At 55.4% G+C, this 24,676-nt stretch carries 17 protein-coding genes; 4 read left to right on the forward strand and 13 right to left on the reverse strand.

The genetic code is table 11. From position 1 onward, the window contains the following. Positions 1–84: 84 nt before the first annotated feature. Entirely contained in the window at positions 85–477 is a 393-nt protein-coding gene (locus P8935_RS05240) for a hypothetical protein (RefSeq protein ID WP_348263935.1), read from the reverse strand. 390 nt (positions 478–867) lie between these two features. Between P8935_RS05240 and P8935_RS05245 the strand changes: the two genes are divergently transcribed. Further along, positions 868–3,984, forward strand: a complete 3,117-nt coding sequence (locus tag P8935_RS05245; protein WP_348263936.1) for a DUF3427 domain-containing protein — start codon at positions 868–870, stop codon at positions 3,982–3,984. Positions 3,985–5,571: 1,587 nt separating this feature from the next. On the opposite strand, the gene P8935_RS05250 is transcribed toward P8935_RS05245, so the two are convergent. Together P8935_RS05250 and P8935_RS05255 are read right to left on the reverse strand one after the other, a co-directional pair. After that, positions 5,572–6,999, reverse strand: a complete 1,428-nt coding sequence (locus P8935_RS05250) for a sugar porter family MFS transporter (RefSeq protein ID WP_348263937.1) — start codon at positions 6,997–6,999, stop codon at positions 5,572–5,574. Positions 7,000–7,001: 2 nt separating this feature from the next. Continuing rightward, positions 7,002–10,412, reverse strand: coding sequence for a DUF5107 domain-containing protein (locus tag P8935_RS05255; protein WP_348263938.1), 3,411 nt, complete (start codon positions 10,410–10,412; stop codon positions 7,002–7,004). A 55-nt stretch (positions 10,413–10,467) separates the two neighbouring features. Here P8935_RS05255 and P8935_RS05260 point away from each other — a divergent pair, with 55 nt between their 5' ends. Continuing rightward, entirely contained in the window at positions 10,468–12,585 is a 2,118-nt protein-coding gene (locus tag P8935_RS05260; protein ID WP_348263939.1) for a glycoside hydrolase family 2 TIM barrel-domain containing protein, read from the forward strand. An 84-nt stretch (positions 12,586–12,669) separates the two neighbouring features. Further along, positions 12,670–15,165 carry a beta-galactosidase gene (locus P8935_RS05265; protein WP_348263940.1) on the forward strand — a complete coding sequence of 832 codons (2,496 nt, stop codon included), beginning with the start codon at positions 12,670–12,672 and terminating at the stop codon, positions 15,163–15,165. 666 nt (positions 15,166–15,831) lie between these two features. On the opposite strand, the gene P8935_RS05270 is transcribed toward P8935_RS05265, so the two are convergent. The 10 genes from P8935_RS05270 to P8935_RS05315 form a co-directional block, all read right to left on the reverse strand. Next, entirely contained in the window at positions 15,832–16,275 is a 444-nt protein-coding gene (locus P8935_RS05270; RefSeq protein WP_348263941.1) for an SRPBCC family protein, read from the reverse strand. A gap of 331 nt (positions 16,276–16,606) precedes the next feature. Then, complete coding sequence (locus P8935_RS05275; protein WP_348263942.1) at positions 16,607–17,431, reverse strand: class I SAM-dependent methyltransferase; 825 nt, start codon at positions 17,429–17,431, stop codon at positions 16,607–16,609. A gap of 9 nt (positions 17,432–17,440) precedes the next feature. Further along, entirely contained in the window at positions 17,441–18,547 is a 1,107-nt protein-coding gene (locus P8935_RS05280) for an acyl-CoA dehydrogenase family protein (RefSeq protein WP_348263943.1), read from the reverse strand. 7 nt (positions 18,548–18,554) lie between these two features. Next, positions 18,555–18,794: an acyl carrier protein gene (locus P8935_RS05285; RefSeq protein ID WP_348263944.1), complete on the reverse strand. Its 240-nt coding sequence runs from the start codon at positions 18,792–18,794 to the stop codon at positions 18,555–18,557. Beyond that, positions 18,784–19,344 (reverse strand): ferritin-like domain-containing protein, encoded by a 561-nt coding sequence (locus P8935_RS05290; RefSeq protein WP_348263945.1) that lies wholly within the window; start codon positions 19,342–19,344, stop codon positions 18,784–18,786. Before P8935_RS05290 ends, P8935_RS05285 begins: the two co-directional genes overlap by 11 nt. Then, positions 19,331–20,053, reverse strand: coding sequence for a hypothetical protein (locus tag P8935_RS05295; protein ID WP_348263946.1), 723 nt, complete (start codon positions 20,051–20,053; stop codon positions 19,331–19,333). Before P8935_RS05295 ends, P8935_RS05290 begins: the two co-directional genes overlap by 14 nt. A gap of 8 nt (positions 20,054–20,061) precedes the next feature. After that, positions 20,062–20,835: a hypothetical protein gene (locus P8935_RS05300; RefSeq protein WP_348263947.1), complete on the reverse strand. Its 774-nt coding sequence runs from the start codon at positions 20,833–20,835 to the stop codon at positions 20,062–20,064. Between the two features lie 32 nt (positions 20,836–20,867). Beyond that, on the reverse strand, positions 20,868–21,107 hold the full coding sequence (locus tag P8935_RS05305) for a hypothetical protein (RefSeq protein WP_348263948.1): 240 nt from the start codon (positions 21,105–21,107) through the stop codon (positions 20,868–20,870). Beyond that, entirely contained in the window at positions 21,104–22,204 is a 1,101-nt protein-coding gene (locus P8935_RS05310) for an SDR family oxidoreductase (protein ID WP_348263949.1), read from the reverse strand. Before P8935_RS05310 ends, P8935_RS05305 begins: the two co-directional genes overlap by 4 nt. Beyond that, positions 22,204–23,139: a 3-oxoacyl-[acyl-carrier-protein] synthase III C-terminal domain-containing protein gene (locus tag P8935_RS05315; RefSeq protein WP_348263950.1), complete on the reverse strand. Its 936-nt coding sequence runs from the start codon at positions 23,137–23,139 to the stop codon at positions 22,204–22,206. Before P8935_RS05315 ends, P8935_RS05310 begins: the two co-directional genes overlap by 1 nt. A 1,241-nt stretch (positions 23,140–24,380) precedes the next feature. Here P8935_RS05315 and P8935_RS05320 point away from each other — a divergent pair. Beyond that, positions 24,381–24,617 carry a hypothetical protein gene (locus tag P8935_RS05320; protein ID WP_348263951.1) on the forward strand — a complete coding sequence of 79 codons (237 nt, stop codon included), beginning with the start codon at positions 24,381–24,383 and terminating at the stop codon, positions 24,615–24,617. Positions 24,618–24,676: the final 59 nt, after the last annotated feature.

A 24,676-nucleotide genomic window follows, 5' to 3' on the forward strand; every position in this document is an offset into this window, starting at 1 on the left:
CAAGAGCACTGTGCGTTCAGGACCAGTTTCCGGGTAAATCGAAGTCACTAGTATTACAAAATCTCGATTCTTCCCCGACAGGCGTCACTTACTTACCAGTTTCCTGGCCGCCTTTTTCCTGCCACGGCGCTCCCGCTTCTCCGGCGCGGGCGCTTCCCAGAAGGTGAATCGCCACTCCTCCTCGGCCGCCGACTCAGCTCCGAACAGTTGCTTCCATCCCTCCCGGGTCAGTTCCCACTCCACCGTCCACGGATTCATCGGCTCGTCATCGAGCAGCTCCCAGTGACGGCTCAGCTTTTTCACTCGCGTCAGCTTGCCACCGGCGAACTCCACTGCCTCGTCCCGCGCTAATGCCTGATTCATCGCCTTGAACAACAAGTTCAACACCTGCACTGAGCGGCGGCGCGACAGGCCTATCTCGACGAGCTTCTTTTCGAGGTACTTCCTGCCCCCAAGGTTCTTGCCCTCGCTCTTCATCCATGGCGACTTGCTCACTCTTCAAGAATCGGCAGCCAACACTGCATCGCGCCGTGAGTACGATCACAACAGTCAAGAATGTTTTGTCTGCATCGGTGGCGCCTGTTCCCATTCCTGACCCCTGTAAACAAGACTTTATCGGGGGTTAGGAATTATTCATTGCAGCAGAGGATTTCCGCGCTCTGCAAAGCGCGGAGGACAGCCCTCAGCGCTACGGACTCTTCATCTATTTGCTCTTTTGCTTTGTTGCCCAGCTGGCTGCGAGTTTCCTCGTTGAGCGAAGTACCGTAACACTCGCAATTATGCCACGATGCTTCGCATCCGGGTCGAAGGCGGTCAAAGGCATGGTCGGATATGAGATTATTCCGATCACGGGACATCTCTGCATAAATGAGCGAATTCAAAGAAGGGCTTTACGACCAACTCGTCACGCAACGGATCCGCGAGATCCTCAGGGTTCAGGCAACAACAGGTCTAAAGTCGGCTGTCGATGATCTTGAAGAAGCCGACTATCCTGACTATCTCGCTCGCCATGTAATCCGACAGATCAAGGCCGCACTTCGAGGGCTACCTGCTGAAGACCGCAAGCAGCGGCAGATTCAGCTGGCAAACGCGCTCCTCGATTTCATCCGCGATCGCGGGGCATCGTCCGAGACAGACTTGGTCGATACACCAGGCCAAATTCTCCACGCCATCTACGCGGGTGCGTCCGCACCCCGACCTCCGACTACACCCTTGAGTGCCACAAGCCTGCTGATGAATTCGATAGATGAACCGCGACTTGGATTTGAACTCGAGCGCGAGATGACCACGGCTGACCGGGTTTTGATGGTCGTGAGTTTTGTTCAATGGCGTGGCTGGCAACGTCTGAAGAGCGCTTTCCAAGCGCTTGCAGAGCAGAATGTTTCAATCCGCATCCTCACTACGACCTATATCGGAGCCACTGACTTCCGCGCAATTCAGGAAATCGCGCAATTGCCAAATGTTGAGTTGCGAATCTCGCTTGATGGGCGACGACGCCGTCTGCATGCAAAGGCTTGGCTCTTTCAGCGGAATAATGGGTTCAGTAGTGTTTACGTTGGTTCCGCAAACCTATCTGGGCCTGCGTTGGAAGATGGAGTTGAATGGACGGTGAAGCTGAGTGAAGTTGAAGCACCACATATTATTGAGCGTTTTCGTGGCGCTTTCGATTCGCTTTGGTGCGACGAGGAATTTGAACATTTCCGTCCCGATGATGAGGACATCTGTCGGCGCGTGAAGCTATCTCTCGATCAAGCGCGCAGAGGGCCCGGGCAACACGGTTCTGGGTCCCCAGTATTCTTCGATCTACGGCCTCATTCCTATCAACAAGCTACGCTTGATCAACTTGAGGCGGAGCGAATCGATAAAGGCCATTTCCGCAATCTCGTTGTTGCTCCTACCGGTACCGGAAAGACGCTTATTGCGGCATTTGATTATGATCGCCAACCGTCTACTGGAGTGCGTCCAAAACTGCTCTTTCTGGCTCATCGAGAAGAACTACTACGCCAGGCGCGTGACAGATTTCGTCATGTGTTACGCAATGAGTCTTTCGGAGATTTGTTGCTAGGCGGAGAAGATCCCTCCAGCTTTGATCATCTCTTTGCGACAATTCAGAGTTTTCGCAGCCGAGGCCTGCTCGAAATCCTTGGCGCAGACCATTGGGAATATGCTGTCCTTGACGAAGCTCACCATGTGCCCGCAATCAGCTACAGAGAAATTGTTACTTCGCTGCGACCGCGAATTCTCTTGGGTCTTACCGCCACACCTGAGCGCATGGATGGCGAAAGCATTCTTCCGTGGTTCGATAATCGAATCGCAGATGAAATGCGACTGTGGCACGCTATAGAGCGCCAATACTTAGTGCCCTTCGACTATTACGGCGTACATGATGGCATCGACCTATCCGGGCTTTCCTGGAGCGGCGGCTCCTATGCTATCGGCGAACTGGAGCAACGGTACATCGGCAATACGCGTCGCGCGAGTCTCATCATCAGTCAGTTCTGCGAGTTCTATGGAGACCAGCGTCAGGCCCGAGCACTTGGATTCTGCGTGAGCATCTCTCACGCGGAATTCATGACCGAAGCTTTCTGTAACGCCGGAATCCCGTCAATGGCGCTGACCAGCCGTTCTTCTGACGAAGAGAGAAGCAATGCGGCATCGAAGCTGCGCAATCGTGAAATCAACGTTCTCTTCACAATCGATCTTTTCAATGAGGGCGTGGATATTCCCGAGGTCGATTGCGTCCTCTTCTTGAGACCAACGGAGAGCTCAACAGTATTCCTTCAGCAACTCGGGCGCGGACTGCGACTCGATAGTGGAAAAACCACCTGCCTTGTTCTGGACTTTATTGGGAATCAGAGACGCGAGTTTCGTTTCGATCAAAGATTTCTCGCTTTGTTTGGTGGAACCCGACAGCAGCTGATTCGGGAGATGGAAACTGGGATCACTCGTCTGCCAGGAAACTGTTATTTCCGACTCGACAAAGAGGCGCGAAAAGTTGTCCTGGAGAATTTGAAAGCGCAAATTCAGATGAGCCGTGCCAGGATGGTGGCGGAACTCAGAGCGCTGGCAAGTCAGTTGCAGAGACGCCCGACACTGATCGAATACCTGACCGAAACGCGCTATGAACTTTCTGACGTTTACAAGCCTTCAATTGGGGGATGGTATGCGCTTCTCAGGGAGTCACAGTACTTGTCAGAGGTTCAGACTGAGATCGAATATTCGCTGACCAAACGCTTCCAGTTTCTCCTCCACATCGATTCGACTCGCCGGTTGCAATTCTACCTAGACCAATTGGGCGAAAGACGCGTCGAAGTCGAGGCGCTCCCGTTTCTGGAAAGGCGAATGGTCCAGATGCTCACGTTTCGACTTCTTCAGGGCGAAGCGCGACAACAAGGTTCCGGGGTTGACACTGGGCTCGTGCGTCTTCAGGAATGTGATACAGCAAGATCAGAATTCAAGGAACTCTGCGACGCCTTACTGGACCGTGTAAAGCTTCATTCAAACGAGAGCCCGATCATTGACGAGTGCCCGATCTTTCTCCATCGGAGATACACTCGCGACGAAGTACTGGTTGCATTAGGCCTCCCGGAGTTCGTTGGCGCGCGTCACACTCAGACCGGCCGCTTTTGGATTAAGGAATTGAATACCGAGGTTCTGTTCGTGACGCTTGACAAGTCAGAAAAGACCTTTTCCCCTTCAACACGCTATGAGGACTTTGCGCTGAGCCCTACTCGCTTTCACTGGCAATCGCAAAGCACCACTGGGGAGAACTCGCCGACTGGCCAGCGATATGTGCTGCAACAAAATAATGGCGCGAAATTTCTGCTATTCGTCAGACCGAAGAAAGACGACGCTTTCCTATTCCTCGGTCCTCTTCGGTATATTTCTCACTCCGGCAGCAGACCGATGAGCATTTATTGGGACCTGGAATACACAATGCCGGCTTGGTTCTTTGAGATCTGCGCGTCATTACGAGCAGCCTGATTTATTCGGTTGGATGGGATGAAGCCCCGCTGAAACCCTCGATGGATAACGCCCGCAGCCTCGATCAAACCTGAACTACACCGCATCATCTGTGCGGGCCATGAGCCTCATTCGTCAAGTCCCTCCAATCCTTCGTGGAACAAGCCGTGCAACGTGTCTGCTTCGAATCGTACCGCTTTCCTAGCTTTGGCCGATGTCGAAATTCCCAAATCTTCAAAGTCTCTCAGAACGGAAGAGATGCGCGTTTGAGCATGTATCGCAAATGTGGAAATCCTTCCGTAGGTTGAATATGAGTCTTGACCATTATCTAGGGTATGTACCGTTCCGACTTCGCCGATTTTGTCCGCTGGTCGAAAGCCCATCGACTCCCTTCCATGCCAGCTTCTCCTGAAACCATCGCACTTTACATTACAGATCTCGCATCGAGACCACTTGCGGTAGCGACCATCGTCCGCCGTCTCACAGCTATCTCAAAAGCCCACGCGGCTTCCGGTTTTCCGTCGCCTGCTTCGACGCGCAACCTTGTCGTTGGCGACACGCTTCGTGGAATTAAAAGGACGCTTGGAACCGCACCTCACAGAAAGGATGCACTGCTTGCCGCCGACATACGCCGTCTCATCGCTGCTTGCCCGAAGAACTTACTTGGCACTTGCGATAAGGCTCTGTTCTTGATCTCGTTCGCAGGTGCATTCCGACGTTCGGAATCAGTCAGCCTCAACGTGGAGGATTTGAAGTACTGCCGTGAAGGTCTGGTCTGCACTCTCCGCCGCAGCAAAACGGATCAGGAGGGAGCCGGCCGCAAGGTCGGAATCCCGTTCAGGAAGAACAAAACGACGTGCCCAGTCTGCGCACTGAAGCTCTGGCTCAAGAAAGGAAGGATTACGTCAGGCCCGGTCTTCCGTGCCGTCAACCGTCATGGCCAGGTTTCTTCGCGTGGTCTGGATCGCAACTCGGTCGCCGACATCATCAAGCAGGCCGCTCGTCGGGCTGGCATGCATGTCGAGAATTTAAGCGGTCACAGTTTGCGAGTCGGTCATGTGGAGCCAGGCGGTCAGGAGGGGAGTGCCCGAGTACGTGATCATGAAGCAGACGGGTCACAAGTCGAGGGAAGTTCTGGGCGCATATATAAGGATGGGCGAAATATTCACGCGGAATGCGGCGTCGGGGCTCGGCATTTAGCGGGTTCAGTTCTGACCCCTGATAAGACAATGTTTCCCGGGGTTAGAGATACGAGTTCTGGGCGCGAATGCTACGCTGCTTTCAATCAAGGAGCGGCCCGCATGACAAGAAAAAGAACTCAGACAAGCGTAACCGTCAATCAGGTTTCTAAGGTTGAGTTGACCAAAAGGGGAAGCCGGAACTCGCTCGAAATTGAGGTCCGGAGAGGTACTGAACTCTTGGGCACGCTCTTCCTGGGCTCGGGAAGCGTTCAATGGTGGCCACGTGGAAACAAGGCCAACAAATTTCAGAAGAGCTGGACAGGCTTCGCGGCGCTGCTTGATGAAGCCATTCGGAGGTAGAGTGTCGCGAGCGAGCAACGCACGGTCCAACGCACTTGCTCGGAACAGAGGAAGGTCTGCAGACAAATCATCGATGCATCGCGGATTCTTCCACACCTTCAAGGGAGCGTCCCTTGGTCTCTTGCACTGTAATGGACACAAACACCGCACCAGCGAAACAGATTCCCGCATAGATGAGGAAGGCACTTGACGTTCCAAGCGACCGGTTGATTAGAGGGAACGTGTAGGTGAGAACGAACGATGCGACCCATAAGATCGCGACCGAAATCGAGACGGCCGATGCGCGCATACGATTGGGAAAGATTTCGGTGATAAGAACCCAGGTAACAGGCGCAAGGGACATTGCATAACACGCAATCGCGCACAATGTGAGGACGAGAACCCACATGCCTTGCGCATGTAAGCGGTACGCAACGCTGGCGGCAAGATGAGACGCACCAATGGCAATGCAGCCGAAGATCATGAGTCTTCTCCTGCCAAAACGATCAACCAGCAACATGGCGATGATGGTGAAGATGAGATTGATGGCGCCCGTGATGACGATGTTGAAGAGGATTTCGCTCACTCCGTAGCCTGCGCCGCGGTAGACCTCCTGTGCATAGTTGAAGAGGACATTAATCCCGCTCCACTGTTGCAGAACCGCCAGGGTTGCGCCCACAGCAAGCAACTTACGGCCGGGCGAAGCAAACAGTTCGCGCCAGCCCTCGCGCTCGTGGGGCGCTGCCAGCGAATTCTGAATCACTGACAACTCCGCTTGCGCGTAGCTTTGGCCGCCGATTCGCTGCAATACTTCGAACGCAGTTTGCAGATTCCCCTGGGCGACTAGCCAGCGCGGACTTTCGGGAATGAATGGCGCGGAGCAGAGGAACAGAACAGCGGGGACGGCTACGGCCGTGAACATCCAGCGCCAGCCATACTGTGCGTTCCACGATGTTGCGAGCACGATTTGAAGCGGATCGGCTGGAATCTTTTCGGCGATGCGCCAATTGACCAGCTGCGCCGCGAGAATTCCGATCACAATCGCAAGCTGATTGAGACTGACCAAACGTCCTCGCCACTGGGCCGGGCTGATTTCGGCAATGTACATCGGCGAAACGTTCGATGCCAGTCCAATGGCCACTCCTCCGATGATCCGCCAGAAAATGAATGCATTGAAGCTGTGAGCCCATCCCGTGGAGATGGATGAGAGGGCGAACAATAGGGCAGAGACGACAAGGAGTCTCTTTCGGCCAAACTTGTCGGCCGCAGAACCGGCAAGAAGCGATCCGGCGAAGCAGCCAAGCAAGGCACAACTGTTCGCCCACCCGATCAACGCTTCAGAGGTGAGATGAAAGTACACCTCATAGAAGGGTTTGGCTCCTCCGATGACGACCCAGTCGTAGCCAAACAGCAAGCCCCCCATGGCGGCGATAAATGCGATGGTCCAGATGTAGCCGAGGTGGAGATCGGGGTGTACGGATGAGTGCGGCAGCGATGCGGACGAAGGCATATGCATGTTTAGCGCACCAGCTTACTGTCGAACTTGCCAAGCTGCTCCAGAAGATCGGACGCTCCCGCATGGCTGCGGTCGAGCTTCAGTGCTTCTTCAAGCAGGCTCCGCGCTTCTCCCGTACGACTCAATCCAGCCAAAGCCTCGGCGCGGAGAAAGAGAGCCTCAATTCGGTTGCGCCGGACGAGATCTTCGTTGAACAACAGCATCGCAGGGAGAGACGTAGCAAAGAAATCGATACGGGGCTGTGTCTTTTCAAGTTCGATCGAGTAATCGTAAACACGGGTGAAAAGATTCGCAGCCTCGTCCTGCCTACCCAGGCGCTGAAGTGCAAGGCCCGTCCAGAACGTCATGTGCGATATATCCCGCACGGACATTTGCTGGAAATCGCCTTTCTCTTGTGCCGCACGGAGCCACCAAACACGGGCATTTTCGGCATCATCGCTGCGGTGGAACGACTCGCCGATCCAGAAGTGGACGTCGCTCTGGTTTGTGAACAAATGCTTTGCTTCGCTCAGGTTCCGTGGTGGCCGAAGTGCGGCGGAGAATTGAGCGCGCGCTTCAGCCGGGTCCCCGAGATCGAGGGCACGACGCCCAAGCAGCAACCGCGCGCGCACATACTGCCCGAGCACCAGGCCCTCACCGCCTTCCCATGGCTGGAAACGCCGGCTGAGCAGAAGATGCAGAGCCTCGCCCGGTTTGTCGACATGATTCAGAAGAGTCGCGACTTCCACGGACAAGTCATCACGCGCCTCCACGAGCATTGAATATTGCAGCAGCTCATTCAGCCGCACCTGCGGAGACCGCCCAGTCCGCTTCCAAAGTTGATCGCGCTCATAGAGCACGCGCGCGTCTTGCCGGTTCGCGGCAAATGCAGTTTCAAAGCTGCTCAAGGCGCGGTCCGGATCCTGACGTACGTTAAAGTAAGCGATTCCCAGATTGCGATGGACTGTCGCAAACGAGGAGTTGCCAGTAGCGGCGTTTTCCCAGTGCAGAATAGCCTCCTCGTAACGGCGCTTGTCATAGAACAGGTTCCCGAGCAGATACGACGGCATCCACATCGCGGCCGTTTTTGTGAGCGCCCATTCAAGAACGACCAGCTCTTCGAGGCGACTCGGGAAGCAATAGTCTATGCAGGATCTTGCCGACCGATCGAGCGTCTGCGAAAAGGCCGGGTCTGCGAGCCTCTCTTCGACGTGAGCAAGAGTGAATAAGATCATGGGAACGGATCCGTCCCGCGCGTTTAAATCCGCGTTCTGAAGCACATTCCGCGCCTCTTCCAAGAGTCCAGCTCGCATCAGGTCGAAGCCAATGTCGAGGCATTCCTGGTTAGTCGCAGGCGCTACGCCTTTCTGCCACCGTGCGCCGACGTCGAGTGGGTCAAGCATCAGGGATTCTTCAAGGGACCGATCCGCGCCGGCAATGTCTCCCAATTTGCGCAAGACGATGCTGAGAAGATTACGGGCGTTCAGGTTATCTGCATTTGCCCTTAAGCTGCGCCGCAGGTGGTCAACGGCGGTGCGCCAGTTTTGCCTGGACGCATCACATTCGGCCAGCGCAAAAAATGCAGGCGCTTGCAAGGCTGCGTTCCACGTTGCCTTGTAAAAGGCGTCGTACGCATCTTTGCTCTTGCCCTGATACCGATAGGCAAGCCCCAGGTTGTAGAAAACTTCGCCATCCCGCGGATTCGGATTGAGCGCGGTCAGCCGGGCGATAGCGGCCTGGAAGTGTGTCGCTGCCGTCTCGAATTCACCGCGGCGAAGACGCCAAAGTCCCAGCGCATTGAGAATGCGCGATTCGTTGGGATCGCGACGCAAGCCCTCTTCCCAGTACGTCTCCCGCATCCGGGTCGCATGACGATACTGCTCAAGATGTAAGCCCGTCAGGTACAGTTCCTCGACACTCTCCACCTCTTCGGGCGGCTTTGGCTCCCTTGCCACCAGCGGTGCAGTCGCGGGCTGGGTCCGCGCAGCATCGTGATCAATCACGATTCGATCGCCGTCCCACACCACTACGGCTGCCGCCACTGGATCGCTGCCGGGAGGAAGGGGAAATCCAATCAGAACCGGGCTTGAAACGTCGAGGCTCCTATTCCATCGCGCCGCTTCAACGCCGCCGATTTTGAGAACGATCTTCGCGTCGTCGACAGGGGCCGTAACGCACAGTCCGATTCGCAGCTCATTGCTCTTCGTTTTGACACTCAGGGCCGCTTCTGCATTTGCTGCCACTGGTATCCCTATTGAGTGAATCGGGTACCAATTCTGTGTGAACGTCTTGGTCTCCCACGGAGCCAGATACGAGAAGTCAGGCTGATTGTCGGTGTACACGCCGGCCATCAACTCGATGTAGGGCCCGTCGTGGTCGGTCAGATTGCTGTCCCACGCATAGCCAAACTCGTGATTGCCCCACGTCCACTGCTTCTTCCCCGGAGAGATGTGATGATTTGCGACGTGAACCACACCGGCGTCGGCCTTGTGATCGTAACCCCCAAAGAAATCCTGCTCGGTGCCCGTCACCATGTAGCTGGTCGGGACTGGGATATTCGCGTACCAACTGAGGTCGTTTGGCGGATAAGTACCGTCAGGCACAAACTGGCTTGGCCTCTCATCCGCAGGCACGCCGCTTCGTGCGCGCTCGCCGTAGTCCACTCCGTAATAACGGCCATCACTCAGCGGGAAGGAAGTAATCGCGCATTTCGCGTGGTCCGCGACGAACCTGACATCAGTGGGGAAGAAGGACTGATACTTCTCGTGCACTCGCGTGGCAGCATTGGCCCACCAGAGAAACGTTTGGGTAAACGGCGTGCGATTGTAGAGGCGGACTTTCAGTTCGAATACAGCGCGCCCAGGGCGCAGGCAGATGCCGTGCATTCCCTTCATGCGCTGCATTGGATCGTGATCGCTGCACCAGATGGTGACCGAGCCATCCTGCGCTCTCTCCATCTCCGTCGTAACCGGCATGAACGTCGCCGGTCGGTGGTGTTGCGGCCAGTTGAACTCGACGCCGCCCGAGATCCAGGGTCCCGCTAGTCCTACGAGCGCCGGCTTGATGACATTTTGGCGGTAGAAGAAATCGTATCCGGTGGTCTTGTCGTAGCCGACGTGAATGCGCCCTCCGATCTCAGGCAGGATCATGAGCCGAAGGTATTCGTTTTCAATATGAAGGGCTCTCCAAAGCTTCGGTGCAGGCTCAGTCGCGATGCGGTCAATGAAAGGAAGGGGGTATACCCTCCCGCTGCTGCCCTGGTACACGCGCCTTTCCAGGAACATCGGATTCCGTTCCGGTGCGCCAGGCGCATAAGTCAGGATCTCCACATCCTCCTGCCAGGCTTTGACTGGCCCGCGCTCTGACGGAGGAGCGTCAGGCAAAAGCAAATACTGGGCGGAGAATTGAGGTCCCTCTGCGGATTCCGGCAACATTCAAGCTCCAGAGTTTATCGTTGACGTACACAAAGTTATCCGCTGCGAGGTGCATGTGCAAACCCGGCGTAAATTCCTGCAGACGATCTCGACAAGCGGACTCGTTTTTCTCGGCACAGAAGCAGTCGCGTCGGAGCAGTCCGCGTCATCTGGAGATCGGCGCGCATCGTACAGCATCCCACTCCGAGACGGCTGGGAGTTCCGGCTTGACCCCAGTGGAGCAACCACGGTGTCGGATTCACTCGATTACGCCAATGACTGGGAGGCCGTGCATGTGCCGCACACGTGGCAATCTCTCGGCAGATCGCCGGACTATGTTGGAGTTGCGTGGTACCGCATTCGCTTTGAAGCACCGGCGAGTTGGGATTCGCAGCACCTGCGCGTTGAGTTCGAAGCCGTCAACCATACGGCGGCCGTATTCCTGAATGGACGGGCGATCGGTGAACACACAGGCAAGGGCTACACCGCGTTCACTCTCGATCTATCAGCCCACCTGAGCCTTGGACAGGAAAACACATTGCTGGTGCGAGTCGATAACCGTCCAAACGACCGCATGCTTCCACGCAACAAGAGCTATGACTGGACCGATGACGGGGGCATTATCCGGCCAGTCAATCTGCTGGTTACAGCGCAGGCATTCATCGAAAGCGTAGAGATCAGCGCGGTTCCCAATCTGGCCAGCGGTTCAGCAGGGGTCCGCGTCAAGGCAACCGTTCGCAATGCCACCACTCAAACACAAAAGGCAAATGTGCGCGCGACAATTCGGAGGGATGGCAGTCCGGATGAAGTGATGCATCTAGGGCCAATCGACGTCGCACTTGAAGCGGATCGCGAGCAACTTGTCGACCTGGGACTGGCGACACTGCAGAATGCAGCACTCTGGCACTTTGATACCCCGCATCTGTATCAGGCAACTGTCGAGATGGGCGGTCCATCGGGAGTTCACGAGGTCATTGAGCAATTCGGTATTCGCAAGTTCGAAGTTCGCGGACCGGCATTCTACCTGAATGGCGAGAAGGTCTCCCTTATCGGGGTGGAACGCATGGCGGGAAGCCACCCTGAACTGGGCTTTGCTGAAACGTCGGACTGGATCGACGGCAATCACCGCGACATGAAAAGCCTGAACTGCGTCTTCACGCGGGTGCACTGGCCGCAGGATCGCCGCGTTCTCGATTTCTGCGACCGGCATGGAATCCTGATGCAGGAGGAAGTGCCGGCGTGGGGTCCCGAAACTTTCTCGAAGACCTCAGACGACGTGCAGCACGCACTGGAACAGAACGGCCTCGATCAGCTGCGCGAGATGATCCGTCGTGACCGCAATCATCCATGTATCGTTGCGTGGGGCCTATGCAATGAGGTGGATGGCAAAAACCCGAGATCGCAGCAGTTCGCCCACGCTATCAGCGCGGAAGCGCGGCGGCTCGATCCTTCTCGACTTCAAACCTACGCATCCCACACACTGGGGAGCGATCCCGGCGCCGACATGGCCGGTGAATTCGATTTCATTTCGACCAACGAGTATTACGGCAGTTGGACACCGGGTGGTCCCGGTGATGTTGAAGCGCATCTCGACCGCATTCGCAAGGCATTTCCTGATAAGCCCGTCGTGGTTTCGGAATACGGCTGGTGCGAGTGCCAGCCAAAGATCATTCCGGGTGATGAGAAGCGCGTCGACATCATTAACTCACACACGGAAGTATTTCGGAAATTCTCGGAGGTTGCGGGCGCCATTTACTTCGATTACAACGATTACCGCACGCTTGTCGGCGATAAAGGCGCGGGAGCCATGCGGCAGAGAGTGCATGGAGTAGTGGATCTTTATGGCGCGAAGAAGCCCTCGTTTGAAGCTCTGCGTTTGCAGGCCAGCCCCATCGAGAAAGCCATCCTTCGCAAATTGGCAGAGGGCCGATTCGAGTTCGAAATGCGAACGCGGCTGCGGCTTCCGGGTTACGTGCTGCGCGGTTGTTATCTGCGATGGCTGGCTTACGGGTACGACGATCTGCCGATGGATGGAGGCAAGACCGCCCTCTCCGCACTACTGCCAGGCTCATCCCAGACCTATGAAATCAAGACGTCGATAACCGGAATCAGGAGGATCGTCGTGGACGTGCTCCGGCCCACTGGTTTCTCTGCGATCACGGTGGAATACGTGGCGGAGGCAGCGCCTGGGTGAATTACAAATGCATCAGCAGATGGCAACTGGCGCTCAATGAGTCAAGGGACATATCGGCGTTCAACCAGAGGGTCAAATCATCACATGAGACTGCGCGGTTCACAGCTTGCGGCCTACGTTGTTCCTTTCCTGTTGCTTGCTGTTCCTCTGGACGGGCGTGCATCCGGCGCAGCAGCGGATTCGATCACTATCGATGCGCGCACAGCGTCTCAGGTTCCGCATCCATCTTCGTACCACGGGGGAACACTCTCATCTTCGTCCGGTCACACCATCGGGATCAACTCGATGTACCTGACCATGGACAAGCGCCCATGGCTGCCCGTGATGGGCGAGTTTCACTACTCGCGCGTGCCAGAGGACGAGTGGGAAGAAGAACTTCTCAAGATGAAGTCTGCGGGCGTGCAGATCATATCCACATATGTCATTTGGATTCATCACGAGGAGATTGAAGGGGAATTCGACTGGTCGGGGCGAAAAGATCTCAAACGTTTCGTTGAGTTGTGTGGAAAGCATGGTCTATACGTCATTGTCCGCATCGGGCCGTGGACCCATGGAGAAGTCAGGAATGGCGGATTTCCTGACTGGCTGCTGAAAAAGAGTCCCACGCGCAGCAACGACCCAACCTATATGGCATCGGTAGCCACCTTCTATGCGCAGATCGGCGCCCAGCTAAAAGGTCTGTTATGGAAGGATGATGGACCCGTCATCGGCATTCAATTGGAGAACGAATACGCAGCACGAGGTCCTTTGCAAGGCGAGCACCACATCCTAGCTCTCAAAAAACTGGCGATCAACAACGGGCTGGATGTTCCGTTGTACACCGTGACCGGATGGGATAACGCGGTTGTGCCCCATGGCGAAGTGTTATCGGTATTCGGCGGATATCCCGACGCGCCCTGGGACGCTTCGGTAACAGATCTGCCGCCCAATGATGTCTACATGTTCCGGTTTCAAGGCAGAGTCGCAGGCTACATGGAGACGGCAGCAGGTTCACGCAAGTCCGCCCAATCGGACACGCCCTTTCTTACTGCCGAGTTGGGTGGCGGAGTTCAGGACACATATCATCGCAGACCGGTGATTGAGTCCGACGATGTTGCGGCCATAGTGCCGGTAATGCTTGGCTCGGGCGCCAATCTGTATGGGTATTACATGTTCCAGGGTGGTCAAAACCCAGACGGACATTTGACCTCTCTCCAGGAATCGCAAGCGACCGGCTATCCCACAGACGTTCCTGCGAAGTCCTACGATTTTCAGGCTCCTCTGGGGCAATTCGGCCAAGAGCGCACCTCGTTCCGAAAGCTCAAAGTCTTCCACTATTTTCTGAACGACTTTGGAAGCGAGTTGGCGCAGATGTCGGTCCACGCACCCGTCAAGACGCCGCAAAGTCCAGCCGATTTCAGTGTCGTTCGTGCTTCTGTGCGCAGCGATGGTCAGCAGGGATTCTTGTTCGTGAACAACTACGTTCGCGGGGCAGCGACGCCCGTGCGAAGCAACACGCAGTTTCAGATCCTGCTGCCGAGGTCAGAGCTGCGAATACCGGAGAAACCGATCGACATCCTCTCGGGTGCATACTTCATCTGGCCGTTCAATCTGAAGCTCGGCGATTCGACACTGAAGTACAGCACTGCGCAGTTGTTCACGCGTATCACGACAGACGATGTGGATACGTATTTCTTTGAGGAGATTCCGGATATACCCGCTGAATTCGTCATCAAGAACGATCCCGGATTGACGGTGCATGCAAACGATGCAATCGTGCAAAGGCGGGGTGAAGGCATTTCGATTTCCAGAATTGCGACAGGGTTCGATCATCCAATTCAAATTCGACGAGGGGAGGAACACGGGGTCCGGCTGATCCTGTTGTCTGGACGAGAGGCCGAAAACGCCTGGAAAACCAGCATTGATGGTTCTATGCACCTGCTGGAAACCGTACAAGACTTTTTCACAGATGAAACGTCGTTTGTGCTCCAGTCTGAAGGCGATGCGCGCTGCGACTTTAGCGCGTTTCCATCCATTCATGGAGATTTGAAACTGGTCGGCGGCAATCTGGACGTCCAAGGAGTAGGGGAGACGAAGCACTACACAGGCTCTGTACCAGAGGAGAATCTGAAATTCAAAATCGAAAAACTCAGAGAAGCAAGCGAGGTTCCACATGGGAAACTCGGACCGCCGCTCTCATGGCGACCACAGGGAGTGGCAATGGCTCCAGACAATGCCGCATTCAAATTGGCCGCGAAATGGAAGATAACAATACCGCGTAATCTTCAGAGCAGCACAATCAGCAACGTCTTTCTCAGGATTGCTTACGCGGGCGACGTCGCGCGACTCTCGGTTGATGGAGATCTGCTCGACGATAATTTCAATAACGGAAGCCCTTGGACGATTGGATTACGGCGCTTCATTCCGAAAATGGGCGATGGACCGCTTGAGGTTAGCATTCTCCCTTTAAGAAGGGACGCTCCGATCTTTTTTGAGAGGCGGTTTAAGGCCAGCTTCGACGATAAAAGCCAGATCGTGAATTTGAAAAGTGCGACTCTGATACCACAATACAAGTTCCGGATGGAGATACTTGCAAAGTGAAATGCAGCGCCTGCTCTCAGAGTAAGTCGATTACAGCGATCAAGCACCATCATTCATGCGTTCTTCCAAGAGGGGACGTGAGAATGACATAAACTCAGCCGTTTCGAAGCGCTCCAGACTATGAAACTGTGCGCGCATCTTAGGGTCGAGTCACAACGATTACTCCTGATAAACGCTTATTGCGACTGCGACCGATTCCCGAGCGCAGGTCGTCGGATTCCAGTCGCAATGCCGACTTCAAGGGATTAATCCACACAGAATACTCATCGGTGCGGACAGCCCGGCCAGCAGCACGGCCGCCGCATCCCTTCTTTGAGGTCCGAGCACACCCTTTCGACGTGCTGCCGCCTCGTCTCATCTTTCTTGACGGAGATGGCCCAGCAGATCCACTCGTTGCGTGAGAGCGGCGTTATGCCTTCCCAGGCCGCCAGCGCCTTCGCGTCGGACGCGAGCGCCTTTCGGAGATCAGCCGGAAGATCATGTACGACTCCTCCGGAGATTCGAACGGTTGTCATAGGATCAAGCATCTGATTCGAGAGTACGACTCGGAGGCCATTCTCGATCAGTTGTCGATGGCGAAGTTTCTGGCGCAATCGCTGGGAGGTAACGGATTTTTGTTGTCTTCTATCACGGGTCATCATACCAACACAGTGATGTCAGGCAATCTCACGATTCGAGCATCGTCTTGAGGTTCGAAATGATCTCACGAGCACGATCCTGGTTCATCTTCTCGAATACGGGCCGTGATGCGAACCGGGCGACCACATTGCCCGGAATCTCATATTGCACATCGAGTGTCACTTGCGCGTTCGCCCCATCGGGTTCGATCTTATAAGTCCACGTGCTCGGATTGCCGGTTATCGTTTGAAATTCGAATACCTTCGGACGCTCGCTTCGAGTGCACTTCGAATTGCCCGAGATTACCAGACCAAACCAGTCGAATTCGTACTCCCATGTCTGACCAGGTTGCGCCGTAGCGGGTTGCACGTTGTGGATACGCGAAAGCCCCGGGATGAAGCTTGTTGCTCGGCTTGCTTCGGCGACGAAATCGTAGACCTTTTGCGGCGGGGCGGAAATGGTTGCTGAGTGGGTTGCTTTTCCGGTGGGCACTATTCCTCCTCAAGCAAGTGAAAGCGAGCGGCTTTTAGCAGCGTGGTTGCGATCAGACATTGTTTGGCCGCCGAAAACCCCTGCAATCGAATTGTAATCCTCGTCACCCAATGGCGTTCGTGCCAGGTAATGAACCCGCGCTCATCGTTCAGCTGAATGTACCCGGGCAGGGGCGTGTGCGATAGCCATATCAAATCGAGGGTTGAACTGAAAATTTTTCCCCAGTGGGGAGGAACGCGCCGGAACGCAACCCATCTTTCTTCCAGCGCATCGTCACTCCGCCTCGACACTCGCCAAACGTGCCTGCCCGGATGGAAGAATCGTAGCCTAATCATTTCGTGGCCTTGAGAAATCCCTGAATCCCGTGGCGATCCGCAGATGTTGCGAGCCTGAGAAAGCCCGCGCGCCGAGCCGTGGCTGCGAGGTCGTCGGCCGAGCGGTACTGCACACGCAACTCCGCCAACCGCAAAAGGTAATCCGAGAAACGAAGGCAGCGCATCGCGCTCGTCACCATGACGCCTCCAGGCCTCAAAACACGATGGAACGCCGCGTACAATTTGGCCAGCTGTTCGTCATCTAGAAACTCTCCCAACCCCGTCGACGTGACGAAATCAAACTCGCCCGCGTAGGTGCTCACGTCCAAGGCATCGCCATGATGTGCGATAAGGGCAATGCCGTGTTGGCCGGTAAAAGTCTCGGCTTGGCGCAGGACATCATCGTCCAAATCCAACACATGGAATCGTATTCCGGTTGTCACTCCTCCGGCTTCGCGGAACTGTTCCACTGCGGCGACGAACTCGCGAGGAATGCCACACGGAACACTTAGAACGTCCAAGGATGCGTGGTCCTTCGAACGCTCCTGAAGGAACTCGCACAGCTCATCGCGAGCCATGAAAAAGCGACTGCGAAAGGATTCAACCGCCCGCATTCTCAGAATCCGCTTATCCAACCAGCGCCCTATTCCGTACGAGCCTGAAGGTTGGCCGCGATAAATATGGTCTGCGAAACGGTAGCTGCCGGAATTCTCGAACCCCTCCCGGGCGAGATCGGAGGTCCGCAGCAGCCAGTAGACTGGCAACTCCAACACTCGCCCGCTCCACAGTAGTTTGCCGGTGATGGAGGAGGATCGCCGCGTTCGGTTATGGAATTCAGCCATAGGACCCTTCTACACCCGCATGAAGGCGGCGATCATTTCCCTGATGACCTCCGGCGTTCCGGCCGCGATGGTGAGTGCACGAGCGTCGCGATAGAAGCGGCTTGTCCAATGATCGTCCCTGTAGCCGAGGCCGCCATGAATCTGGAGACATTGCGTGATGACCTCCTGCGCCACCTGGTAGCTGAAGAGCTTCATCATGCAGATTTGGCGAGTAACGGACTCTCCCGCGATCCAACGAGAAAAAGTAAGGTAATTGAGCGAGCGAGCGGCTTCAAGCTGAGTGGCCATATCGGCAAATTGGTGCCGTATGACCTGGAACTGGTTGATGGTGTTTCCAAAAGCACTTCTCTCGCGCGCAAACGCCAGCGTTTTCTGCATGGCATAGTCTGCCCAGGCAACACAGGCGAGACCGCCAAAAAGCCGCTCGCGGTTGAGAGCCCGCTGGACCTGCCCGAAGCCTTCGCCCGCGGAGCCGAGTACTTGGCCGCGCTTCACCACGCAGCCGTCGAAGCGAATACGACCCGTGCCTGAAGAGGACAGTCCCAGAGTTCGCAGCCGCTCAATCATAACGCCGTTGCTCTGCGCCGATACCAGGATCAGCGTCAGCCCTTCTTCCGTCAATTCAGGGATTCGCGCGGCGACAATCAGGAAGTCGGCAAAGGCGGCATTCGTGATGTACGTTTTTTCTCCGTACAGGATCAGGTTATCGCCCGAGATATCCCCCCTGCACTGCAAGGCAGCAAAATCGGATCCGGATGCAGGCTCCGTAACTGCCATAGCGCCCATCATCTTGCCACTGCTCACTGCGGGAATATATGTAGCCTTCTGCTCATCAGTGCCAAAGTCTTCGAGCAAGGGAATGATAAGGTTCGACTGGACCAGGAAACTGAGGGCGAATCCTAGCGACTCACAACGCGGCAACTCCTCGGCAACTATCCCATTCCGCCACGGGTCGGATTGGAATAATCCCTGTCGCGCACATTCCAGAAGGACCGATCTCGGGAACTCTCCCCCATCCTCCCAAGCCGTCGATCGCGGCCGGAGTTGCTCGTCGATAAACGCGCGCACTTTTTGGCGGAATTGTTCGTGCTCGTCCGAGAAGAAGTTAGTCATCATTCATAGTTTATGAGAGCGAGGGCATGACCCGGCGGAACGCGTCGATCACATCTTGTACGGTTTTTAACCGCCACAGATCGTCTTCTTTAATCTCGATCTGAAATGCGTCTTCGAGTGACATTACACACTCGAGCTTTTCAAGCGACTCCATGTCGAGATCCGAGAGCTTTGCTTCAGGCCTGATTTCGCTAACCGGCACGCCTGAAGCCCGGCTGATGAGTTCCGTTACCTTATCTTCAACATTCAAGGTGCGTACCTTCCTCAGGAAAATCGCTGGCCAGCCGCGAATGCAGCTGTTCGGCCACCTTTTCATCTATATCGCGCCACTTCGCGAGCGTCGCGGCAACTTGCTCTGGGGGCATGCCGGCAATCAACTGCTCCACCCAGCCGTTTTCACCGCTGTGTGCCTCCTCATCCTGAATAATTCGTTGCAAGGTTCGTCTTACGTTAGGGTGCACGTCAGAGCGCTGCAAGTGCTCGCGGTAGCTCATCAGCACGCGCGCTTCCAGAATCTCGGAAAGAACGAGCAAATCAACCATGGCTTTTGGGATGCCACCGTCCTGAGAATAATGCATCTGGATAGTCTCGATTGAGGGATCGATAGTACCACCGAGCTTCGCGATCACTTCGGTGAGAAGAGCGGCGTGACTTGCCTCTGTAGCGCAATGACGAGTTGCTCCTACCAGCACATCGGGGTTTGTGACACTTCGAGCCAGACGGCCCATCAAAAGCGCTCCTTGCAGTTCGCTGTTGCGATACAAGTTCAACAGCCAGAGTTCACGCTTAGTAAGCGGCATGCATTCCCGCCTTGGCGAAATCAGAGAGTCCAATCCCGCAGAGCCGATGCATTTTCTGATCCAGCGTCAAGATGGCCTGCAGATCGTTCTTCTCTGAAATAGGTGTGGTGGCTACAACGTCGGTCCCGATGTGACGAAAATTTAAGCCGGCATTGAGACAGCGGTCGCGAGCGCCGGAGCCAGTCCGTACCCGCGGTTCCAGGAGATCAAAGGCGAATTGCGCATGTCGGAATTCGTCCTTGGCGATGAAAGCACAGATCTGCGCTAAAACCGGCTCCATTGCCTGGCGCGAGGCGCGCAGGAAAAAATAAGCCGCGAAGTGTTCGCTGATCATGTAGCGGGTAAGTTCCGCGAGCGGGTCCGCAATCACGTTTCCCAGGTTTCGCTGGCGCACCGCGACGAGTTCCTCGTCGCTTACTGGCCTGTAGTCCACTAGATTCAAGTATCGGTTTAGCACGTAAAAATGCTTGTAGGATTCGTAGAGTTGCACGGAAAACACCGACGTCACGTCGAGTTGGTCCCACATGCACCGCATCAGGCCAGACGTGTAAATGGGAAAATAGGACTCGATCAGTGCCGAGTCGTGCATCTGGTCAAGCAAGGCAGGCTGATTCAAGGATCGATCGCGATCGATCTGATTCCACGCGACATCAATTTCAAGTATCCAGCGCTGCAATTCCGCTGTTGTCAAATAATCGTCGTAAATCATCTCTGCTCCTACTCGACCAACCTGAACGCCTCGTTCGGCCCGAGTGTTACTGCCAAGGCTAGAGCCCAGCGCTCAAGTCCAAAGGCAACGCACCCTGAATACGCATCTGCGCCGTCCTCCAGACTAAATCCGAAGCGGCGCGAAAAAAACCTTTCGTGAAGATTGAAGGAAGAGATTGCCAGCGGCGTTCCCTCAGCATCCATCTGCGCTCGCAGTTCGAATTTTAGGCCCTTAATTTGCTGCAGTAGCTTCCGGCCTCGAGCTTCACTGCCAGCGAAGAAAGAATCAGTCGCCACCTCGAGTTGCACGGCAAGCCGAAGCGATCGCGAGAACGCCAATATGCGATCCATCCAATCCTGCCGCCGTTCCCGCACCCAGGCGGCAGACCCGACGAACACAATCTCCCTCATCGTAAATGCCCGCAAGCGGCCCGGCTCCTTGTTGTCCTCGTTGCGCCGGCAGCGCGCGACACAGGTCCAAACGCTGGGCTGTTGGAGAGAAGACCCGGCGAGTTTCGCGTAGCAGTGATAGCAGACTGCCGGAGGCATGCAGCCCCCCTCCGACTGCTCCACAGTATTGTCTGGAAAAGATTCAAAGTAACCTGCGCGTTCCAGAATTGAACGCTCGATCAACGAGGGCACCGGCAGCTCGTTCGCGCGCGCTTTGATCGCGAGCTCGACGATTTTCGAATCGACCCAGTCGATAAGTGCCGACATATGAGGACCCAACACAGCCTCGCAGCCAGAGGGCACCCACTCCTGCAGGCGCGCTAGCTGCGTCATCGGATCCTCAATGCTGATTTCTCTTGCCATCATTATTTAGCCCCGAAGTGCTCAACGATCATTGTCACTGTTCGAAAGTTCTTCATCACGATCTCTTCATCCGGGATGTTACGGCCGATCATCAGCTCCACAAAGGCGATCAGTTTCAAGATATTTAACGAGTCGATCCAACCATCCTCGAATAACGGCGTGTCAGGAACGGCTCGATGCGTGGAATCCTTCAACAATTCGCCGTTGATATAGCTGAGCAACCTGTCGCGCGCGTCGCTCACGCCCCCGCGCCTCCTGCCAGGGGCGTGTGTTCACCCCAGCCGCTTTCCACCAGCCAGCGGACGACCCGTGGGTAAAACTCCAGGACGCTGGGCTTAAGAAGCCCCTTCGCTTGCAACGAGCGAGCACATTCGACATCGCTGAATGTTTTTGAATACACAAGCTGTGGAACGAAGTGTTTGATGATCGCAACGCTGCTTCGCAGGATACTATCGCCGACTTCTTCCACCGATCGAGCAAACAGTTCAAAGGTCGGCAGGTCAACAATGGCAGGCATCTCAATAGCGCGTTTTCTCCACGAGGGCCGAGAACGCAGAAACGCCTCGCGAGTCAATTCGAGGAGGCGAGCGAGTGTAAGAGCATTTTCGCCGCCACAGATGTGGAAGGTTCGGCCCGCCAGAAAGTCCTCCACTGCAAAATGCTCGACAGCCGCAGCTGCATAGTCCACCGCAATCAGGTCCACTAAACTGTCCGGTTTCCCTGGAATCATAGGCGCTAGCGAATTGTAGTATAGCCTTAGGGCATGGTGGATCGCCGCCATCCGCCTGACTTCGCCGGTTGTCGAACCGAGAACCGTGCTCATCCGGAGAACCGAGATAGGCAACGCGCTCATACTTTCGCGCAAGAGGAGTTCCGCCTCGTACTTGGACCGCTCGTACGAATTTACAAATCCCGAGGTATGATCCAGGTCTTCTTCGCAGATTGTTCCCGTGCGCTTGCCAGCAACATGGACCGTACTTAAGGCCGCGATTGCCTTGAGCCTTGGGCAATGCGACGCAAACGTAAGCAGGTTATTCGTTCCTTCGAGGTTAACGATACGCGCTTCATCGAGCGAGACCGAAAACCGCGTGTTGGCAGCCGCATGTACGATCACGTTGGTACGATCTAGAATTTCCCGACTGGATACTGGTGTTATCCCCAAATCCGGACCCGCGGTGACATCGCCGCGTACTGGCGTCACCTTGCAGGACAAGCCCGTATACTCGCTCGCGTGAGTGAGTGCGAAGATCGCCCGAACGTCATTCCGACGGGCTAGCAGCGGAACGAGCGCTTGCCCAATCATGCCCGTTGCGCCCGTGACTAGGATCGTGTGTTCCATCAATGTTCCAAAACCATGCAGGCCCAGTTTGCCCCGAACCCGAATGTGAACAGAAGCAGCTTGTCACCGTGATGCAGTCTTCCAGTCTCAGCAGCGTCTCGCAAATTGATCCAATTGTCCGCAGCGATCACATGCGCCATTTTGGCTATATTCTCGGCGAATAACTTTTCGCGATCAATTTGGATGAGACCGAGAAGTATCTCCCAGCTACGCAACGACACGTTGTGGGGAAGGATGCATGAAATATCTGAAGGATCCAGATCTGCATCCGCGAGAGTGTCACGAACGATGTTCCGCGCGGTGGGAAAATAAGCTGCGGTGATCTCGTTTTTTTGCGCAATCGAGTTCCAGTAGTATCCTTTAGTGACCTGCCGATATGCGAGGATGCGGTTGCGATCGCATCCTTTCTCCAGAAGAACGGCGCAAGCCCCATCAGAAATCACGTTATAGATCATTTCCCGCTTACAGCCTGCAGGCAACACATCAGAACTCACGCAAAGGGCCCGGCCGGCACTCTTGCTGGAAAGCAGAAAGTCCTTGGCAAGCGTTACCGAGGCCATCAAGCCCAGACACCCTACTTGGCTCACTCCGAAGGCAGTTGCGTGCGTCAGTTCCAACTCGTACTGCAATTGCGCAACGGGGTAGTTGAAAGCTGAAAGCGGATCGGGAGTCTCGACTGCATGGCAGCTCGGTGTTGCCCCGGCATAAAAGAGCGCACCTATGCTGGCCCGATCTACGCCTGTGGTGCACAGCAGCTTGTTGGTGGCAGCGGTCGCGAGAGCGTACGACGATTCGCGGCTCAGTCGCGCGCAGCTGAAGCCAAATTCAGACAACCTGGCTGCGGGGCTGTCGAGCAAGCCTCGCGCCTCCAGTTCGTCTACAGATACCGTGTCCGAACCCAAAACATACTCGATCGCCGAAATGCCAACTTGCATCAAATTAGTCCCCTGCTCTGAATTCGAACCCTCACAAACAACGCCCCTCCTAACCTTGATCGAATATAGTGCATTGAATAGGAACTGCTGGAAACCCTTGTGACACTTCTCGAAGTGTCATGCTTCTTAAGGCGAAAGCAGGCGGTCCTGAACTTGAACTGCGCTGTATTTGACACTCAGCTCGTCACAGATTTTGGTGCCAATCGTTGCCAGATAATTCTTGCCATGCATTTGAAAGCCGTGCCCAACAAAGAACACAAGACCGACGCTGAGGGCAATCTCATCGAAGGCGCTTAGAAGGACCTCCGATTACGCCGCGATGGAGTCAGACGGCGGGGAGCCCGAAGCTGGTTTTGGGATCTCCGCCGTGTGAGGAGATGGAGATGGCGGAACCGTCGACTCCACGGCACTCTGACAGCAGGTTCTGATCATGGCGACTCTCAGTTCCTCGGCAATATTCACAAAGGGCCAGCAGCAACCTACCGACGATTTGATTTGGCTGGACCTTCCAGAAGTGACGGAGCCGCTTGGCCTTAGAGGTACCGCCCGCATCCATCCCGACAGCCTATCCCAACGCTATCGAGGACGAATTCCTGGAAGGTTCTAACTGAAAGGTCAGAACATAGCCGCTGCCCAGACCAAGCAATTGCTCCAGCTGCGGTTTGTCCACATAAGTGAGGTTCGCCATTTGCTCAGCAATAATACCGCCGCTGCGCAGTCGGTGAGTATGTTGGCATTTCAAATCGGCACTCCAAGACCCGGGAACACCGCAGAAGCTCGCGAAAAGGTCTCTGATCCAGCCAAATGCTTGTGGATCAGATGCTCGGTGTTCGCCAAGGCAACTTCCTCATTGGGAATGGTTTCCGCGACGAATGCGGAATAGGTAATGGAAAACGCCCAAGGGGGCCGCTGGCCGACTTCAGAGGAGTGATCCAGCTGTGAGCGCAAATCATTAGATTTCCGCTCACTCCATTGCAGGCTATTTCCGGTTGTCCATCAGAACAAACGGAGCCCAGAAAAATGGGTGCACAAATGTAGTGGGAGCCCAAGATTCGCTAGATCTGGTTTTGGCTTGATTCTGCCCAATAGTATGTCCAGCTGCGCCTGCCGAAGGGCTTCCACCTTCCCATCGGCGTGTCTGTGGTGTTGATCTCGATCAGCTCCGTGAAAATCTCACGTGCCAGAGCACGGTCTTCTGCCGAGGACGTAGGCAGCGGGCTCTGCGCAAACAGTGCCGAGCCATGCCGCTGAGCCGGAGTTTCCAGTGGCGCGACCCGCTATACAAGGACAACAACACGGACGTCGCGAAATACGCCGACTATCACGACATGGACGGATTTCCGACTCCGCTGTCGATTACGCGCCTGCACAACGACGAGATGCAGCGGCAGTTGTACATCTACAAGGTGCATTACAACCAGGGTCTGCCGGCGGACTTCTGGGATATCAATGCGGTAGCGCAGAAGATCAAGAAGTAGGTCTGAGTTGGTTTGCACTCGGGTAGTGCTTGTTGAGGGACGGCCGAGTGGCCGCCCCT

The sequence above is a fragment of the Telmatobacter sp. DSM 110680 genome (genome assembly GCF_039994875.1).
Taxonomy (GTDB): Bacteria; Acidobacteriota; Terriglobia; order Terriglobales; family Acidobacteriaceae; genus Telmatobacter.

Bases quoted from the DNA above. Each gene is read 5' to 3' on its own strand.
- P8935_RS05240 (WP_348263935.1), bottom strand. From the start codon at position 477: ATGAAGAGCGAGGGCAAGAACCTTGGGGGCAGGAAGTACCTCGAAAAG.
- P8935_RS05245 (WP_348263936.1), top strand. From the start codon at position 868: ATGAGCGAATTCAAAGAAGGGCTTTACGACCAACTCGTCACGCAACGG.
- P8935_RS05250 (WP_348263937.1), bottom strand. From the start codon at position 6,999: ATGCATATGCCTTCGTCCGCATCGCTGCCGCACTCATCCGTACACCCC.
- P8935_RS05255 (WP_348263938.1), bottom strand. From the start codon at position 10,412: ATGTTGCCGGAATCCGCAGAGGGACCTCAATTCTCCGCCCAGTATTTG.
- P8935_RS05265 (WP_348263940.1), top strand. From the start codon at position 12,670: ATGAGACTGCGCGGTTCACAGCTTGCGGCCTACGTTGTTCCTTTCCTG.
- P8935_RS05275 (WP_348263942.1), bottom strand. From the start codon at position 17,431: ATGGCTGAATTCCATAACCGAACGCGGCGATCCTCCTCCATCACCGGC.
- P8935_RS05280 (WP_348263943.1), bottom strand. From the start codon at position 18,547: ATGATGACTAACTTCTTCTCGGACGAGCACGAACAATTCCGCCAAAAA.
- P8935_RS05290 (WP_348263945.1), bottom strand. From the start codon at position 19,344: ATGCCGCTTACTAAGCGTGAACTCTGGCTGTTGAACTTGTATCGCAAC.
- P8935_RS05295 (WP_348263946.1), bottom strand. From the start codon at position 20,053: ATGATTTACGACGATTATTTGACAACAGCGGAATTGCAGCGCTGGATA.
- P8935_RS05300 (WP_348263947.1), bottom strand. From the start codon at position 20,835: ATGACGCAGCTAGCGCGCCTGCAGGAGTGGGTGCCCTCTGGCTGCGAG.
- P8935_RS05310 (WP_348263949.1), bottom strand. From the start codon at position 22,204: ATGGAACACACGATCCTAGTCACGGGCGCAACGGGCATGATTGGGCAA.
- P8935_RS05315 (WP_348263950.1), bottom strand. From the start codon at position 23,139: ATGCAAGTTGGCATTTCGGCGATCGAGTATGTTTTGGGTTCGGACACG.
- P8935_RS05320 (WP_348263951.1), top strand. From the start codon at position 24,381: ATGCCGCTGAGCCGGAGTTTCCAGTGGCGCGACCCGCTATACAAGGAC.